This window comes from Chromobacterium fluminis (assembly GCF_011602385.1).
GTDB classification, from domain to species: domain Bacteria; phylum Pseudomonadota; class Gammaproteobacteria; order Burkholderiales; family Chromobacteriaceae; genus Chromobacterium; species Chromobacterium fluminis.
Map to the genome: position 1 here is coordinate 14405 of NZ_JAAOMA010000043.1, position 15640 is coordinate 30044.

Here is a 15640-nt window from a genome sequence, read left to right on the forward strand (position 1 = left end):
CGCGGACCTGTTGCGCGTCGCGCAGCCGCATCTACCCAGGCAGCCCACTTATGCCATAATGGCCGCATGGAACCGCTATCGTTGTCCAATCAATTCTTGATCGCCATGCCCAATATGGCGGACCCGCTGTTCTCTCGCTCGCTGGTCTTCGTCTGCGAGCACGGCGAGCACGGCGCCATGGGCCTGATCATCAACAAGCCTTCCGGCATCGCCATGGCGCAGTTGTTCGATCAGATCGATCTGCCGCTGGACGGCGACTCCCTCCGCGCCGAGCCGGTCTACTTCGGCGGCCCGGTGCAGCCGGACCGGGGCTTCGTGCTGCACATGCCGGTGGGCAATTGGCAGTCCAGCCTGCTGGTCACCGACGACATCGCGCTGACCACGTCCAAGGACGTGCTGATGGCGGTGTCCGAAAACCACAAGCAGCCGGACCGCATGCTGATCACCCTGGGCTACTCCGGCTGGAGCGCCGGTCAGCTGGAGCAGGAGATCGCCGACAACGGCTGGCTGACGGTGCCTGCTCGGCCTGACATCATCTTCGGCCTGCCTTGCGAGGAGCGCTATGACGCTGCGATGGCGCTGCTGGGCTTCGATCCCTCCCTATTGTCCACGGATGTCGGCCATGCCTGAAGGTTGCGCCTTGGCATTCGACTTCGGCGAGCGTCGCATCGGCGTCGCCGTCGGGGACACCCTGCTCGGCATTCCCCACCCGCTCATCACCATAGACACGGAAATCAACGACGCGCGCTTCGCCGCCATCGCCGCTTTAATCGCGGAATGGCAACCGGCGCAACTGGTGGTGGGTCTGCCGATGCACATCGACGGCACCGAACACCAGATGACGCAGCTGGCTCGCCGCTTCGCCAACCGGCTCAAGGGACGCTACGGCCTGCCGGTGTGGCTGGTGGACGAACGGCTGACCTCCGTGGTGGCCGAATCCATGCTGGAAGAAGCCGGCGTGCGCGGCCGCAAGCAGAAGCCGGCGCTGGATCAGGTGGCGGCCCAGGCCATCCTGCAAACCTGGTTCGAGCACCCCGGCCAAGCCGTCTGAATCCATCATGAAATTCTCGCCGCAAGCCCGAGTCAGCGCGCTGATGCTGGCCTTTCTCGCCAGCCTGCTGGGCTTGATCGCGGTCTTGCTGACGCCCAGCCATCAATTGCGCGAATGGCGCAGCGCGCCGGGCCACGTGGAGAGCAGCCGCATGCTGGTGGTGTCCAGCCCCGAGCATCCCGACCAACTTTACTGGCAGCCCCATGTGCAATACCTGTACACGGTGCGCGGCCAGGTCTATCACAGCGACCGGCTGTTCGCCGTCGACAACGCGCTGCCCGGCGACCGCAGCAACGCCGACGACCTGACACGGCGCTTTCCCGCCGACAAGGCGATCACCGTCTACTACAACCCGCGCAGCCCCGCCGAGTCCGTGCTGATCAAGGGCGGCGACAGCGATATCGGCAGCGCCAAATTCATCCTGGCGGCGTTGAGCGCGCTGTTCGGCTGGGCGCTGCTGTATAGGCTTAGGGCCAAGCTGCCGCTGCCGCGCCGACGCATTCACCGAAGCGCCCGTTCCCCATGAGCGAAAAAGTCATCGCCCTCTTGGTCATCGCCATCGGCTTGGCCATATCCGTCTATCTGTGGCAGCAGTCCGCCAAAGCCCAGCAGGCTTCCGCTTGGCCCAGCGTCGCCGGCAAAATCGTCTCCAGCGAAGTGGACTGGCGCCATGCGCGCGGCGGCGACAGCTCGGACCGCAGGGAATTCCGCGCCGTCGTGCACTATGAATACCTCGTGGCCGGCAGCGTACGCCACGCCGAGCGCCTGCGCTTTCCCAACCCCGGCTACGCCGGCAGCGATCAACAAGCGCTAGAGATCGTGCAACGCTACCCGGCGGGCCAAGCGGTACAGGTGTTCTACAATCCGCAAAATCCCGAAGAAGCCTGCCTGGAGCCAGGCAAACACTGGTCGGCGTGGCTGGCGCAAGCCGTGGGCGCACTGGTGGCCCTTGTCGGCTTATGGCTGCTGCAACGTTAAAACCAGCCCCCTCCCCTGCTCGCCGCTAAAACTGTCCACCTGGACATGTCATTACAAAGTCATTATTTATTACGCTAACGGTGCCTGTTTTAATTTTTTGCGTAAGCACTGACAAAAAATGACATTGCCGTCACAATGTCGCCCCAATCCCGGATTTCGAGCCATTGTCCCGATGACACGCGCGCTGTCGATATTCTTGCTGTGCCTGCTGTTAATGGGAGGCGCCGCTCACGCCGGCTTCCAGACCTTCAGCGAGCGGGACGCCGGCGTCTATTGCTCCGCCGACGCAGGACTGGACATAGACCGTGTCGCCAGCGCCGGCTGGCAGACGCGTTTCCAGCCGCTGCCGGACGGCAAACTGGCGCGCGGCTACGGCCACGACACCTGCTGGCTACGGCTCGAACTTCATGATTTGCCGCCACGACCTTGGCTGGAATTGATTCCCAGCTATTTGGCGCGCTTAACCTTATTCCAGCCCCTGCCCAACGGCGGCTGGCAAGGGCTGCGCATCGGTTCCTGGCTGCCGATGTCCGCTATGGAGCTGCCGTTGATGGCGGCCAGCTTTCCCCTGCAGGCCCGCGAGCAGACCGTGTTCGTCAAAATCCAGTCGCTGGCTCTGAACGCGCAGCCGCGCCTGTGGAGCGAGCCGGATCTGGTCGCCCACAACAATCAGCGCCTGCTGCAATTGGGTCTGATCTACGGCTATATGCTCACCATGGTGCTGATCGCGCTGGCGGCCTGGCTGATCACCCGCCAAGCGCAGCACGCCAAGCTGTTCGGCTACATCCTGGCGGTGGCCTGCCATCGATTCGCCACCGACGGCATGGCCCGCCTGCTGCTGTTTCCGGAGCAGCCCAAGATCGCGCTGCTATGCAATTACGTCGGCCTGGGCGCCGCCGTCATCCTGGGTTGCGCCTACTTTGCCCATCTGCTGGAGCTGAAGCGAGACTACCCGCGCACCTATCGGCTATATCAGCTGCAGGCCGCCGCCGGCGCAGCCACGGTGCTGTGCGCGCTGTTCTGGCCGTTTGGCCTGGCCTACAGCATTCCGGTCACGCTCTACGCCATCATCGTCATCAATCTGCTTACCCTGCCGGTTTGCTGGCGGCTGTGGCGGCGCAACGGCAGCGGCGACCGCCTGATCGCGCTGCACCTGCCCACCAATCTGGCGCTCAACATCCCCGCTCTGTTATTGCATCTGGGACATATTCCTTATCAATCCTGGATCCAGGAATACGGCCGGCTGGCCGATCTGCCGCCCATCACCCTGCTCTACATCGGCCTGTTCCTGCGCATGCGCACGCTGGAGCGCGAGCGCATCGACGCCCTGCATCAGGCCAGCCAGGCCCAGGCCGACAGCTTGCGTCAGCGCGAGGCGCGCGAGGAACAGGCAGACCTGCTGGCGATGATTACCCATGAAATCCGCACTCCAGTAGCCATCATCGACGCCGCCAGCAGCAGCTTGCGCCTGCTGGAGGAGGACGCGCCGGCGCCGACGGTGCTGGCTCAACGCCAGGCCCGCCACGAACGCATCCAACGCGCCTTGCAGCGCATGCAGGAATTGATGCTGCTGGCCGAGCAGCATGGCCGTGCCGGCATGATCGACTCCGGGCTGCATAAACAATCGCTGGACTTGCTGGAACTGACCCGGCAAACGCTGGAGCACCTGGAAAACAACGCTCAAGGCCGTTTCTGGCTGCAAAGCGGCGGAGCGCGCATGCCGCTCTACGGCGACGCGCAGCTGCTGTCGGTGCTGTTGCAGAACCTGATGGAGAACGCCTTGAAATACGCGCACCCGGACACGCCCATTCAGATCGGAGTCCACCGCCTAGCCGACCGCGTCGTCTGGCAAATCAGCGACCACGGCCCCGGCATCGCGCCGGGCCAGGAAGAAGCGATTTTCCAGCGCTTCACCCGGCTGGCGGAGACCAGCAACCGTCCCGGCTTGGGACTAGGCCTCCATCTGGCGCGGCGCATCGCCGTTCAGCACGGCGGCGAACTGGGCCTGGACCCCAACTGGCCGCACGGCGCCAGTTTCATCTTGCATCTACCGAAAGCCGCTCATGACGCACATAGCCCTGCTTGAAGACAATCCGGACCTGCGCGAAGAGCTGCTGTTCCAACTCAAGCGCTGCGGCTATCAAGCCACCGGCCTGGCCTGCGGCCAGGAATTGGAGCGGCACTTGGCCGAGCATCCCTGCCGCTTGCTGATTCTGGATCTGGGCTTGCCCGATATCGACGGCATGGCGCTTAGCCGGAGGCTGCGCGCCAGCCACCCCGGCCTGGGACAAGTCATGCTCACCGCGCGCGGCGCGCTGGACGACAAGGTTCAAGGCTTGCAGCAAGGCGCCGACGCCTATCTGGTCAAGCCCACGCCGCTGGCGGAATTGCTGGCCACGCTGGCCAGCGTGCTGCGGCGGCTGGACGGCGACGCGGCGGAACGCGCCGCCGGATGGCGCTACCACGCCGCCAACCGCATGCTGACCGCGCCCAACGGCCTGCAGTTGCACCTGACCCACGCGGAGCACCAAGTGCTGAGCGCAATGCTGCGGCGCGCGCCGGAACCGGCGCACCGCCGCGAATTGGCGGAAGCGCTGGGGGTCAATTACCTGCACTACGATGAACGCCGGCTGGAAACCCTGATCAGCCGGCTGCGTCGCAAACTCAGCGGCATCGCGCCGCAGCACAATCCCATTCTGGCGGCCAGGGGCGTGGGCTATGGGTTCAGCGAGCCCTGCCAACCGCTCTAAGCCGGCAAAAAAACGCGGCCCGGAATCGGGCCGCGCATGGGCGGAGCGAGAATGGACGCCGACTCAACGGCGGCCGGATTTCTTGCTGTCCCTCTCCTGTTGCCTGGCTTCGCGCTCCGCTGCACGGATAGCGGCCAACTCCTTGGCCCGCTTTTCCCACGCCAGCCATTCGGCCGGGCGTTCCAGCGTGATGCGGCCGATATTGCCGTCGCGAAAATCGGTCAGCACGATCTCGGCCGCCTTTTGCACATTGATCTTGCCGCCGGACTGCACCGCGCCGCGCTTGCGGCCTATCATTTCCAGCACCTGCCAGTCCTGCTGGCCGGCGATGTCGTCCAGCTTGTAGCGCGCGGTCAATTCCGGCGCATAGTGCTGGAGCAGATACTTGAGCAGCTCCAGCGCCACCTCTTCCTCGTCCATCGCATTGCGGCCCACCGCGCCGCTGGCCGCCAGATTGTAGCCGCCCTCTTCCACCTCGATCTTGGGCCACAGCATGCCCGGGGTGTCGAACAGCTCCACGTCGTCGGCCAGAATGATCCGCTGTTCGTTCTTGGTAACGCCGGGCATATTGCCGGTCTTGGCCACCTTGCGGCTGCTCATGCTGTTGATCAGCGTGGATTTGCCAACGTTGGGAATGCCGCAGATCAATACCCTCAGCGGCTTTTCCAGGCCGCCGCGCGTCGGCGCCAGCTCGCGGCAGGCCGCCACCAGCTTCTGCGCCGGGGCGCGTTCGCCGGCGTCCATGCCCAGCGCCTGGGTGTTCTTCTTGGCGCGATACCATTCCAGCCACTGCAAAGTGGCGGCGGCGTCGGCCAGATCCTGCTTGTTCAGAATCATCAGCCGCGGCTTGCCCTTGGCCATGCGCGCCAGCATGGGATTGGCGCTGGAAGCCGGCAGCCGAGCGTCCAGCATCTCAATGACCACGTCGATGTCTTTCAATCGCTCGGCCACATCCTTGCGGGCCTTGTTCATATGGCCGGGGAACCATTGGATTGCCATGCTTCTAGCGCTTTCTTATCGGATCAAGTAGATAGGTTAGACCATTATGGTCCAGCTCCTGCATCAATTGCAGCAGGCGGCCAATTTCGCCGGGGGGAAATCCTTCGCGGGCGAACCAGTTCAGATAGTTGCCGGGCAGATCGCAGATCAGCGTGCCCTTGTGTTTGCCAAACGGCATGGCCCGGGTCACCAGGCTTTGCAAATCATCGGCTTGCATTGCGGCTCCCTTCAAGCAAGTTGCGCATTGTGCCAAAACCGCGGCGCTCTGACCATGCCCGTCGCCCGGCTCCGGCTTGACATGGCGCAAACGCGGGCGGGGTTTAACTGGGGACTAGCAAGCACGGGGTTTAGCATGTAGGCGGCCTTCAAAAACCAGCGGCGTGCGCCGCCAATTTTCCGGTTCGCGCAGAACCCTTGCGGGCGCCGGGCATCATCCATGTCCGCGCCCGTCTTTTTTTACCGCTTTATTCCGGCATCGGCTTGCCGTCGTTGAAATTCAGGAAACCACGCACGATGCGGTAGACATACCACACCCAGGTGACGCCCAGGATCACGAAGCCCACCAGGATCCAGGCCAGCGCCACGCCCAACACAGTGCCGAGCAAGGCCCACCAGAAAGTGCGGATCTGCCAGTTGAAATGGCTCTCATAGCGCGTGCCGCGCGCATCGTCTCGCTTGACGTAGTTGATGATGACCGCCACCAAGCCGGTCAGGCCGACAAACAGGCTGATTGCCTGCAGAATATAGACCACCAGGGTCAGATTATTCAGTTTGCGTTCGTCTTCTTGCGTGATCACGTCCATCGACATCATGCCTCCCCGGCTCAAAATTCATGCGAAACAATTAACAAGATACCCTAGCCAGCAGCGCTTGCAAGCGCTGCTCGCAATGCCGCGTCAACGCCGCCTCCACCCTGCCGCCGGCCAAAGCCAGCGCCACTTCGGCGCTGCGGCTCCAGGCCTGCAGGCAGGATTCGCCGCCGGCGTCCGCCACCAGGATGGGCAGCGCCGGCGCAAACGGCTGGCCGGTCTGTTCGGACCACGCGCGGCAGCGACGGTTCGCCAAATCCAGCAGGGAAAAGCTCTCCGCCGTCACCAACACGTGGCTGAGACCCAGCAGCAGAATGCGCGCCGCCAGCCAATCCGCCGCATCGGCCAGCCTCGCCGACGTCTCCCCGCTCCGTTCGCGCCAGCGTTGCGCCGCCAGCAGCATGGCCATCGCGCGCAGTTGCGGCAAACGGCTTTCCAGCACGCCGCCGTCGCGTCGCGCGGCAGCCATCCACGCGGCGTCCGGCGCCGGGTGGTTGGCGTAGCGCTCGCCGTCGGTCAACACTCTCACTGGCACAGCGTCGCTGGGACACAACAGGGACCAAGACTGGCGCGCGATTTGCGCGGCATCGCTGACTTCATTCATGGAACGGACCTCCTGGGGTCTGGCCTGGCTTCCGGAGGTCATGTATTTCGGGGAGGAAAAACAAATGCCGCCGGTAGCGCGGCGGCATTTATCGGGAATCTTTACTAGTGCTGGATCAATCTTTCAGTTCACAGCCATCCCTTGGCGCCGCCGGTGTGCGGTACCAATAAAAATAGCTGTTGAAGAAGGAGAAAGATTGAGTCATGTCGTCCATGCTGCCAATAATCGGCCCGGCTTGTCAAGAAAAACCCCGGAGCGCGCCCCGGGGTCTCGCCAAATCATACCGTTTACATATTAGGATAGTTGGGACCGCCGCCGCCTTCCGGCGTGGTCCAGACGATGTTCTGGCTCGGGTCCTTGATGTCGCAGGTCTTGCAGTGCACGCAGTTCTGCGCATTGATCTGCAAGCGCGGCTCGCCCTCTTCGCGGCCGACGATCTCATACACCCCGGCCGGGCAGTAACGCTGTTCCGGCGCATCGTACTTGGCCAGATTGAGCCGCACCGGCACGCTGGCGTCCTTCAGCTTCAAATGCGACGGCTGGTCTTCGCCGTGATTGGTGTTGGAGATGAACACCGAGGACAGACGATCGAAGGTCAACACCCCGTCCGGCTTGGGATAGGCGATGGGCGAGCACTCGTCGGCCGGCTTCAGGCTTTGATGGTCGGCCTGGTGATGACGCAGCGTCCACGGCGCCTTGCCGCGGAACAAAAAGGTATCCAGCGCCGAATAAATCATCGCCGGCCACAGGCCCCAGCGGAACGACGGCCGGATATTGCGCACCCGGTGCAACTCCTCGTACAGCCAGCTCTGCTTGAACTTCTGACTGTAGGCGGTGGCTTCGCGCGCCGGCTGCTCCTGGCCCAACAGTTCAAACACCGCTTCCGCCGCCAGCATCGCCGACTGCATCGCGGTATGGGTGCCCTTGATCTTGGGCACGTTGAGGAAACCGGCGGTGTCGCCCACCAGCAGACCTCCGGGGAAAGTCAGCCGCGGCAGGCTTTGCAGGCCGCCCTCGGTCAAGGCGCGCGCGCCGTAGGACAGGCGGCGGCCGCCCTCGAACACCTTGCGGATCGCCGGATGGGTCTTGAAGCGCTGGAACTCCTCGAACGGCGACAGGTAGGGATTCTGGTAATCCAGGCCGATGACGAAGCCCACCACCACTTGGTTGTTCTCCAAGTGGTACATGAAGGAGCCGCCGTAGGTGGCGGTGTCCACCGGCCAGCCCACGGTATGGGTGATGCTGCCCGGCTGGTGCAGTTCCGGCTGCACTTCCCACAACTCCTTGATGCCGATGCCATAGGTCTGCGGATCGGCACCGTCGTGCAAACGGAAACGCTCAAACAAGGCCTTGGTCAAGGAGCCCCTACAGCCTTCGGCGAAGATGGTCTGCTTGGCCCACAGCTCCATGCCGGGCTGCCAGGCGTCGGTCTTCTCGCCGTCCTTGCCGATGCCCATGTCGCCGGTGGCCACGCCCTTGACCGAGCCGTCCTCGTGATAAAGCACTTCGGCGGCGGCGAAGCCGGGGTAGATTTCCACGCCCAGTTCCTCGGCCTGCTGGCCGAGCCAGCGACAGAAGTTGCCAAGGCTGACGATGTAGTTGCCGTGGTTGTGCATCTGCGGCGGGGTCGGCAGCTGGATGGATTCGGTTTCAGTCAGCAGCAGGAAGCGGTCGGACTTGGCCTCGGTGTTCAGCGGCGCGCCCTTTTCCTTCCAGTCCGGGATCAGCTCATTGAGCACCCGCGGTTCGATCACCGCGCCGGACAGGATGTGGGCGCCGATTTCCGAGCCCTTCTCCAATAGACAGACGCTGATCTCCCGGCCCTGCTCCGCCGCCAGCTGCTTCAGGCGAATCGCCGCGGTCAGCCCGGAGGGGCCGCCGCCGACGATCACCACATCGTATTCCATGTAATCGCGTTCCACTGCATCTCCTTAATCGCGCGCCGGGTTCAAAAGCCCCGCTACCGCATGCATGTTGCATGGCGCGCGATCAAAAATCAAACAACCGTTTAAAAACTGTCAGACGTCCGACCGCCGGCCGCCCGTCTGACTTCAATCTGTAAGGGTTCGCCCTGTTGCAAATGCACATCGCGCTGCGGAAAAGGCAGTTCGATGCCGGCCTTGGCCAACGCCCCGTCTATCATGTGACGCAGATCGCTGGCCACCAGCACGGAATCGGCGTCGCCGATGTCCAGCCAGTACTCCAGTTCGAACTCCAGCGCATCGGCGCCGAAGTTGCTGAACAACACCCGCGGCGGCGGCTCCTTGAGCACCAGGCCGTGACGCTCCGCCTCCGCCAGCAATAGATTGCACACCTCGCGCGGCGGGCTGCCGTAAGCCACGCCGATGGCGATTTTCCGACGAATCCGCCGGTTGCTGTACGTCCAGTTGGTCACCGCGCTCTCCACGAAGGTGGAGTTGGGGATCAGCGTTTCGATGCCGTCGCCGGCGCGCACCACCGAAGAACGCAGCCCTATGCTGCTGACGGTGCCGCTGATGCCGCCGACCTGGACGAAGTCGCCCACTTTCAGCGGCCGCTCCACCAAGAGCATCACGCCGCTGATCAGGTTCTTCAGCAGGTTCTGAGTGCCGAAGCCGATGCCGATCGCCAGCGCGCCGCCCAGAAAGGCGAACACCGTCAGCGGAATCTTGACCAGGTTGAGCGCGAACACCACCAGCAGGGCGATCACGCAGACATAACTCCAGCGCCACCAGATATTGGCGGCGGCCTCGCTGAAACCCAGCCTATGCGTGGCCAAACGCCGCAAAGCGCGCAGCAGCGCGGTGCTGGCGGCGTAGCCTATCAGTAGCACCAGGATGGCGCCCAGACTCTTGCCTATGGTTACGCTGCGGGTGGCCTGCACTTTCTGGCCGTTGATCTCCACGCTGTCGTCGGCGCTGAACAGTTCATAATTCCACAGCGCCCGCGCCGCCTGCAACACGCGCTCGCTCAGCCGGCGTGACACCTCCTGCGGCGTGCCCTCCGCCGGCGCGCCGACGTCGAACTCCTGCTGCAACAGCAGAATGCCGGTCAAAGCCGCCTGCACCGGCTGCTGAGCGGCGTTGACGATATCCAGCCGCTGACGCAGCAGCTGCAGCATCGCCAGCGCGTGGCCGCCGCCGCGGTCCAGGCCGATCTCATGCTGCACGTCCGCCATCTTGGCCATCGTCAGCTCAGCCTCTTTTTGCAGGTAGTCGCGCACCGCGCCCAATTCCTCGCCGGCCTGGCGGCTGGCGCTGGCCACTTCGGCCAAGTTGGCCGCCTTGCCTGTATACAGCTGGTAGCGGTATTCCCAAATGCCGCCTTCCTGTGAATTGGCCTCTTGCCGGATGCGCGTCAGTTGCACCGCGAGGTCGCTATTGTCCAGAGCCTGGCGTTGCTCGACTGTGCGCTGGGTCAAATCCTGTAACAGCGCGGCCTGCGTCGGCGCGTCCTTTTTCTGCTTCAACGCGGCCAGTTGCTTCTCCAGCTCCTCCAACTCGGCCTTAGCCCGGCGGCGGCGCTGCTCATGCGCGCCCATTTCCCGCTCCAGCCGCAAGCGTTCCTCTCCCAGCCGCCGTTGCACCCCGTCCAGCTCGGCCGGCTGAAAGCGGACCTGTTTGCCGATGCCGTCCAGTTGCTTGCGCCAGAGCTCCAGCTGCGCCTGCAAGGTTTGCTGGCGGATGCGCAACACCTGTCCCAAGGCGTCGAACTGCAACAGCTCCGATGCACTGATGTCGCGGCGCCAGCGCGCGCCGTCCATCTTCCAGCGCAGCGCCTCGGCCTCTCTGGCCGCCGCGCCCTCCAACTGTTCCCGCGCCTGGCGCAAGCTCACTTCATTCAGCTTGAGGCTGTTGCGCATCGCCTCCTGCATCTGCGACAACATCAGTTGCTGAGCCTGCTGGGTCTCTTTCTCCCAGCCGCCGGTCTGCAATCGGCTGCGCAAACCTTCCACCAAGGACACCGGATAGGGGCCGGCTTGCGCAAAGCCGCTCCAGTTCCGCAAAGCCTCCTCGGCCTCGGCTTGCTGCCTCAGCCTCTGATCGCGTTCGCCCGCGAGATCCAGCTGCCAGGCGTAGGACGCCACCAAACGTTCCAGCAAGGCGCGCCGAAACAGCAGCTCGCCCGGCGTCACGCCGGCCGGCAGCTTGTCCAGCTTGATGGTTTCCAATTGATCCAGCGCCTGCTGCCCTTCGGCCAACTTGTCCGCCAGGCTGACCGCGGGCGCCGAAGCCATCTGCTTGGCCGCGGGCTTGGGCGTTGCCGGCAAGGCCGCGTAAGCCGCGGCGCTCGACAAGAACCCGGCAAGCAAGCAACAGGTGGAAAAGAAGCGGCTCTTCACGCTAGGCATTTCATTGAACATGGTGGTGGACCTTGCCCCGGCGCAGACCGCCGACGGCAACTCGACGGCGCATTTTCGCACGAATCCGCAGGCGACACCCAGACGCAGAAAATGCCGAAAGCATGGCAATGCGTCAGATCACGCCCGCGTCGCGCAAACGGGCGATAGCCTCGGCGTCGTAACCGGCCTGCTCCAGCAAGGCGTCTGTGTGCTGCCCCAGCCGGGGCGGCGCGTCGCGATATTGCAGTGGCGTGTCCGACAGTTTGATCGGGCAGGCCACCAGAGGCACCGCCTCGCCGTCCAAGCCCGGCAGTTCGATCTGCATCCGCCGGTGCCGGATTTGCGGGTCGGCGAAGGCCTCATCCACGGTGTTGATCGGCCCGCAGGGGACGCCAGCTTGGTCCAGTTGCGCCAGCCAGGCGTCGCGCGGCTGAGCCAGGAAACCGGCGGCCAACAAGGGCACCAACACGTCCCGGTGCGCGACGCGCTGCGGATTGCTGGCGAAGCGGGGATCGTCGGCCAGTTCCGGGCGGCCAATCAGTTCGCACACCGAGCGGAACTGGCGGTCGTTGCCGCAGGCCAGGATGAAGTGGCCGTCGCCGGCGCACTTGAACACCTGATAGGGCACGATATTGGGATGGGCGTTGCCCAGGCGCGGCGGCACTGCGCCGCCCACCAACCAGTTCATATTGACGTTGGCCAACATCGCCAGCGCGCAGTCAAACAAGGCCATGTCGATATGCTGGCCGCGGCCGCTGCCTTGACGCGCCCACAAGGCGGCCTGGATCGCGTTGGCGGCGTAGAGCCCGGTGAACAGATCGGTGACCGCCACCCCTACCTTATGCGGTTCGCCGTCGGCCGGGCCGGTGATGCTCATCAGGCCGGACATGCCCTGCACGATGTAGTCGTAGCCGGCCATCTGCGCGTACGGCCCGTCCTGGCCGAAGCCGGTGACCGAGCAATACACCAGCCGCGGGTTGAGTTCGGCCAGGCTGGCGTAGTCCAGCCCGTATTTGGCCAGCCCGCCCACCTTGTAGTTTTCAATCAGCACGTCGGCGTCGGCGGCCAGCCGGCGGACGATCTCCTGCCCCTCCGGCTTGGCGATGTCCACCGTCAGCGATTTCTTGCCGCGGTTGGCGCACAGAAAATAGGCGGCGGTACCGTCCGGCAGGCTGGGCGGCGCCCATTGCCGGGTATCGTCGCCGCAACCCGGGCGCTCCACCTTGATCACTTCCGCGCCCAGGTCGGCCAGCAACTGGCCGGTCCACGGCCCCGCCAATACCCTGGACAAATCCAATACCTTGATGCCTTCCAGCGCGCCCGCCATCTGCGTCTCCCGATACATGCAGCCCATCGAAAAAAAAGCGGCCCGGCAAGCCGGGCCTCCAAGGACAGACAGGAATAACGGCGCGGCCGGCCTCCCGGCCGCGCCGGCTTATCAGGCAAACGCCTGAATACCGGTCTGGGCTCGGCCCAGAATCAAGGCATGCACATCATGCGTGCCTTCGTAAGTGTTGACCGCCTCCAAGTTCATCACATGACGGATGACGTGGAATTCGTCGGCGATGCCGTTGCCACCGTGCATATCGCGGGACAGCCGGGCGATGTCCAGCGCCTTGCCGCAGTTGTTGCGCTTGATCAGAGAGATCATTTCCGGCGCGGCCTTGCCCTCGTCCATCAAGCGCCCCACGCGCAGCGCAGCGTGCAGGCCCAGCGTAATTTCAGTCTGCATATTGGCCAGCTTCAGCTGGATCAGTTGATTGGCGGCCAGCGGGCGGCCGAACTGCTTGCGGTCCAGCGTGTACTGACGCGCCGCGTGCCAGCAGAATTCGGCGGCGCCCAGCGCCCCCCAGGCGATGCCGTAACGCGCCTTGTTCAGGCAGCCGAACGGCCCTTTCAAACCCTTGACGCCCGGCAGGATGGCGTCCTCCGGCACCAGCACGTCGTCCATCACGATCTCGCCGGTGACGGAGGCGCGCAGCGAGAACTTGCCGTGGATTTTGGGCGCGGACAGGCCGGCCATGCCCTTCTCCAGCACAAAGCCGCGGATTTCATCGTCGTCGTCCTTGGCCCAGACCACGAACACATCGGCCTGCGGGCTGTTGGTGATCCACATCTTGCTGCCGTTGAGCAGATAGCCGCCGTCCACTTTGCGCGCCCGCGTCTTCATGCTGGCCGGGTCCGAGCCGGAGTCCGGTTCGGTCAGGCCGAAACAGCCCAGCCATTCGCCGCTGGCCAATCGCGGCAGGTATTTGTCTTTCTGCGCGTCCGAGCCGTAGGCCCAGATCGGGTGCATCACCAAGCTGGACTGCACGCTCATCGCCGAGCGATAGCCGGAATCCACCCGCTCCACCTCGCGCGCCACCAGGCCGTAGGCCACGTGGTTGAGACCTGCGCAGCCATAGCCTTCGATGGTGCAACCCAGTAGGCCAAGCTCGCCCATCTCGTTGATGATTTCACGGTCGAAGCGTTCTTCGCGGTTGGCGCTCAATACCCGCGGAAACAGTTTGTCCTGACAGTAGTCATAAGCGCTCTGCTGCACCATGCGTTCTTCTTCGCTCAGGCATTCGGCCAAAAGCAAAGGATCGTCCCAGCTGAACGGCGCGCGACTGGAGGGGGCTGCCATAAGTTCTGTCTCCGCGTTAACTTGTTCCGCATTGCGGAACTTGGTTTCACATTGCAGAATAGGCTAATCGCCGTCTGGACGGATGTAAAGCGTTTTTGCGAAACTCGACGCCCGCCCGCAGCGCGCAACCCAAGCGGAGGCTCACGAAACAAGATGGATGCAATGGATTTGGAAACGGATAAGGACCGGTTGTTCGTCACCGCGCTGGCGCGCGGGCTGGAAGTGCTGGCGGCGTTTCGCCCCGGCGAGCTAGCGCTGTCCAACCAGGAACTGGCCAAACGCACCGGCCTGCCCAAATCAACAGTGTCGCGTTTGAGCTACACCCTGACCCGGCTGGGCTATCTGGCTCAGGACGAGGCCAGCGGCCACTACCGGCTGGGACTGGCGGTGCTGGCCTTGGGCTCCACGGTCTTGGCCAGCTACGACATCCGCCAGATCGCCGGGCCGCTGATGCGCGAGTTCGCTCTGGAACAAGGCATGTCCATCAGCCTGGCGCTGCGCGACGGCAGCGATATGGTTTATCTGGAGACTTGCCGCAGCCCGACGCGCATCTCGGTGCAATTGACCGTGGGCTCGCGGGTGCCCTTGGCCACCACCGCCATAGGCCGCGCCTATTACGCCGGCTTGCCGGCGACCGAGCAGCTCAAGCTGCAGCCGGTGCTGGCCGCGCGCTACGGCGTGGAATGGGGGGAAATCAGCGCGCGCTTGGAGGAGGCCCGCCAAGACTATCTGCGCCAAGGCTATTCCGCGTCCTTTGGAGAGTACGAACCGGATGTGATGGCGGTGGGCGTGCACTTGGCCGTGCCCGGCCAGCCGGCGATGGCGCTGAACGCCAGCGGCCCAGCCTTCGCCTTGAACGAAAGCGCGATGCGCGAACGCATCGCGCCGGCGCTGCAAGCGCTTCGGCTGCGCCTGGCGCCGCCGGGCTGAGCGCGCGTTCAGGCGGACTGGATGTAATGGACCAGGTGATTGATCACCTGCTCCTGCTCCTCTATGGTGGCGCGCACCAGGTCGCCGATCGACAACATGCCCATCACGTCGCTGCCCTCCAGCACCGGCAGGTGGCGAATGCGCTTTTCCGTCATCAGGCCCATACAGTCGTCCAGCGTCTGGCTGGGCGTCACGTAGACCACGCGGCTGGTCATGATGTCTCGCACCTTGGTACCGGCGGAGGTGCGTCCCTGCAATACGATGCGCCGCGCGTAATCACGTTCGGAGAAGATGCCGACGATGCCGCCCTCCTCCATCACCAGCACCGCCCCGATGTCGTTTTCCGCCATCACCTGCAAAGCCTGGAACACCGTGCTCTCCGGGTTCACATAGACCAAGGCGCGGTTTGGCTTGCTGTCCAACAACTGTCTTACCGTTTGCATGCATGTCCCCTTTCAAACCGGCAATCCGGCCGTTCCCGTGGCCCTCTCCCGCCGCCAGACGACGCGGACGAGCCTACCAATCCACTATAGCGCAGGCTGCGGCGCCTCGGTAAACGCGCGAGCCTGCCC

16 protein-coding genes are annotated in these 15640 nt (G+C 64.1%); 7 read left to right on the forward strand and 9 right to left on the reverse strand.

The features are described from left to right. Positions 1-66 precede the first annotated feature (66 nt). From HA052_RS21785 to HA052_RS21810, 6 genes are all read left to right on the forward strand, one after another. On the forward strand, positions 67-630 hold the full coding sequence (locus HA052_RS21785) for a YqgE/AlgH family protein (protein WP_081548219.1): 564 nt from the start codon (positions 67-69) through the stop codon (positions 628-630). Next, complete coding sequence (gene ruvX, locus HA052_RS21790; RefSeq protein WP_166453574.1) at positions 614-1051, forward strand: Holliday junction resolvase RuvX; 438 nt, start codon at positions 614-616, stop codon at positions 1049-1051. The genes HA052_RS21785 and ruvX overlap by 17 nt, the downstream gene beginning before the upstream one ends. A gap of 7 nt (positions 1052-1058) precedes the next feature. Further along, positions 1059-1577 carry a DUF3592 domain-containing protein gene (locus tag HA052_RS21795; RefSeq protein ID WP_166453575.1) on the forward strand — a complete coding sequence of 173 codons (519 nt, stop codon included), beginning with the start codon at positions 1059-1061 and terminating at the stop codon, positions 1575-1577. Next, a complete protein-coding gene (locus tag HA052_RS21800) occupies positions 1574-2029 on the forward strand; it encodes a DUF3592 domain-containing protein (protein ID WP_166453576.1) in 456 nt (151 codons plus the stop codon). The genes HA052_RS21795 and HA052_RS21800 overlap by 4 nt, the downstream gene beginning before the upstream one ends. A 172-nt stretch (positions 2030-2201) precedes the next feature. Continuing rightward, positions 2202-4115: a sensor histidine kinase gene (locus HA052_RS21805; protein ID WP_166453577.1), complete on the forward strand. Its 1914-nt coding sequence runs from the start codon at positions 2202-2204 to the stop codon at positions 4113-4115. Then, positions 4093-4779 (forward strand): response regulator transcription factor, encoded by a 687-nt coding sequence (locus tag HA052_RS21810; RefSeq protein ID WP_081548229.1) that lies wholly within the window; start codon positions 4093-4095, stop codon positions 4777-4779. The genes HA052_RS21805 and HA052_RS21810 overlap by 23 nt, the downstream gene beginning before the upstream one ends. 63 nt (positions 4780-4842) lie before the next feature. On the opposite strand, the gene ylqF is transcribed toward HA052_RS21810, so the two are convergent. The 8 genes from ylqF to HA052_RS21850 all read right to left on the reverse strand — a co-directional run bounded on the left by ylqF (position 4843) and on the right by HA052_RS21850 (position 14138). Beyond that, on the reverse strand, positions 4843-5778 hold the full coding sequence (gene ylqF, locus HA052_RS21815) for a ribosome biogenesis GTPase YlqF (RefSeq protein ID WP_081548231.1): 936 nt from the start codon (positions 5776-5778) through the stop codon (positions 4843-4845). A 4-nt stretch (positions 5779-5782) separates the two neighbouring features. Next, complete coding sequence (locus tag HA052_RS21820; protein WP_019100859.1) at positions 5783-5995, reverse strand: DUF3820 family protein; 213 nt, start codon at positions 5993-5995, stop codon at positions 5783-5785. A gap of 247 nt (positions 5996-6242) precedes the next feature. Then, positions 6243-6581 (reverse strand): DUF4870 family protein, encoded by a 339-nt coding sequence (locus HA052_RS21825; protein ID WP_043638081.1) that lies wholly within the window; start codon positions 6579-6581, stop codon positions 6243-6245. 40 nt (positions 6582-6621) lie between these two features. Beyond that, complete coding sequence (locus HA052_RS21830; protein WP_166453578.1) at positions 6622-7191, reverse strand: hypothetical protein; 570 nt, start codon at positions 7189-7191, stop codon at positions 6622-6624. 287 nt (positions 7192-7478) lie between these two features. Continuing rightward, positions 7479-9098, reverse strand: coding sequence for an electron transfer flavoprotein-ubiquinone oxidoreductase (locus tag HA052_RS21835; protein ID WP_166453590.1), 1620 nt, complete (start codon positions 9096-9098; stop codon positions 7479-7481). Between the two features lie 101 nt (positions 9099-9199). Continuing rightward, positions 9200-11533, reverse strand: a complete 2334-nt coding sequence (locus HA052_RS21840) for a mechanosensitive ion channel domain-containing protein (RefSeq protein WP_166453579.1) — start codon at positions 11531-11533, stop codon at positions 9200-9202. A gap of 112 nt (positions 11534-11645) precedes the next feature. After that, a complete protein-coding gene (locus tag HA052_RS21845; protein ID WP_166453580.1) occupies positions 11646-12839 on the reverse strand; it encodes a CaiB/BaiF CoA transferase family protein in 1194 nt (397 codons plus the stop codon). A gap of 111 nt (positions 12840-12950) precedes the next feature. After that, positions 12951-14138: an acyl-CoA dehydrogenase gene (locus HA052_RS21850; RefSeq protein WP_081548239.1), complete on the reverse strand. Its 1188-nt coding sequence runs from the start codon at positions 14136-14138 to the stop codon at positions 12951-12953. A 153-nt stretch (positions 14139-14291) separates the two neighbouring features. Here HA052_RS21850 and HA052_RS21855 point away from each other — a divergent pair, with 153 nt between their 5' ends. Continuing rightward, on the forward strand, positions 14292-15068 hold the full coding sequence (locus HA052_RS21855) for an IclR family transcriptional regulator (RefSeq protein ID WP_240937478.1): 777 nt from the start codon (positions 14292-14294) through the stop codon (positions 15066-15068). An 8-nt stretch (positions 15069-15076) separates the two neighbouring features. Here the strand turns inward: HA052_RS21855 and HA052_RS21860 are convergent, their stop codons facing one another. Then, the gene (locus HA052_RS21860; protein ID WP_019100867.1) at positions 15077-15511 is read right to left on the reverse strand and encodes a CBS domain-containing protein; all 435 of its coding nucleotides are present in this window, start codon (positions 15509-15511) and stop codon (positions 15077-15079) included. Positions 15512-15640 lie beyond the last annotated feature (129 nt).

Excerpts from the sequence above, each read along its gene's own strand:
- HA052_RS21845 (WP_166453580.1), bottom strand. The coding sequence starts at position 12,839 with ATGGCGGGCGCGCTGGAAGGCATCAAGGTATTGGATTTGTCCAGGGTA.
- HA052_RS21840 (WP_166453579.1), bottom strand. The coding sequence starts at position 11,533 with ATGTTCAATGAAATGCCTAGCGTGAAGAGCCGCTTCTTTTCCACCTGT.
- HA052_RS21820 (WP_019100859.1), bottom strand. The coding sequence starts at position 5,995 with ATGCAAGCCGATGATTTGCAAAGCCTGGTGACCCGGGCCATGCCGTTT.
- HA052_RS21800 (WP_166453576.1), top strand. The coding sequence starts at position 1,574 with ATGAGCGAAAAAGTCATCGCCCTCTTGGTCATCGCCATCGGCTTGGCC.
- ylqF (WP_081548231.1), bottom strand. The coding sequence starts at position 5,778 with ATGGCAATCCAATGGTTCCCCGGCCATATGAACAAGGCCCGCAAGGAT.
- HA052_RS21860 (WP_019100867.1), bottom strand. The coding sequence starts at position 15,511 with ATGCAAACGGTAAGACAGTTGTTGGACAGCAAGCCAAACCGCGCCTTG.
- HA052_RS21825 (WP_043638081.1), bottom strand. The coding sequence starts at position 6,581 with ATGGACGTGATCACGCAAGAAGACGAACGCAAACTGAATAATCTGACC.
- HA052_RS21795 (WP_166453575.1), top strand. The coding sequence starts at position 1,059 with ATGAAATTCTCGCCGCAAGCCCGAGTCAGCGCGCTGATGCTGGCCTTT.
- ruvX (WP_166453574.1), top strand. The coding sequence starts at position 614 with ATGTCGGCCATGCCTGAAGGTTGCGCCTTGGCATTCGACTTCGGCGAG.
- HA052_RS21830 (WP_166453578.1), bottom strand. The coding sequence starts at position 7,191 with ATGAATGAAGTCAGCGATGCCGCGCAAATCGCGCGCCAGTCTTGGTCC.
- HA052_RS21835 (WP_166453590.1), bottom strand. The coding sequence starts at position 9,098 with ATGGAATACGATGTGGTGATCGTCGGCGGCGGCCCCTCCGGGCTGACC.
- HA052_RS21850 (WP_081548239.1), bottom strand. The coding sequence starts at position 14,138 with ATGGCAGCCCCCTCCAGTCGCGCGCCGTTCAGCTGGGACGATCCTTTG.
- HA052_RS21805 (WP_166453577.1), top strand. The coding sequence starts at position 2,202 with ATGACACGCGCGCTGTCGATATTCTTGCTGTGCCTGCTGTTAATGGGA.
- HA052_RS21785 (WP_081548219.1), top strand. The coding sequence starts at position 67 with ATGGAACCGCTATCGTTGTCCAATCAATTCTTGATCGCCATGCCCAAT.
- HA052_RS21855 (WP_240937478.1), top strand. The coding sequence starts at position 14,292 with ATGGATGCAATGGATTTGGAAACGGATAAGGACCGGTTGTTCGTCACC.
- HA052_RS21810 (WP_081548229.1), top strand. The coding sequence starts at position 4,093 with ATGACGCACATAGCCCTGCTTGAAGACAATCCGGACCTGCGCGAAGAG.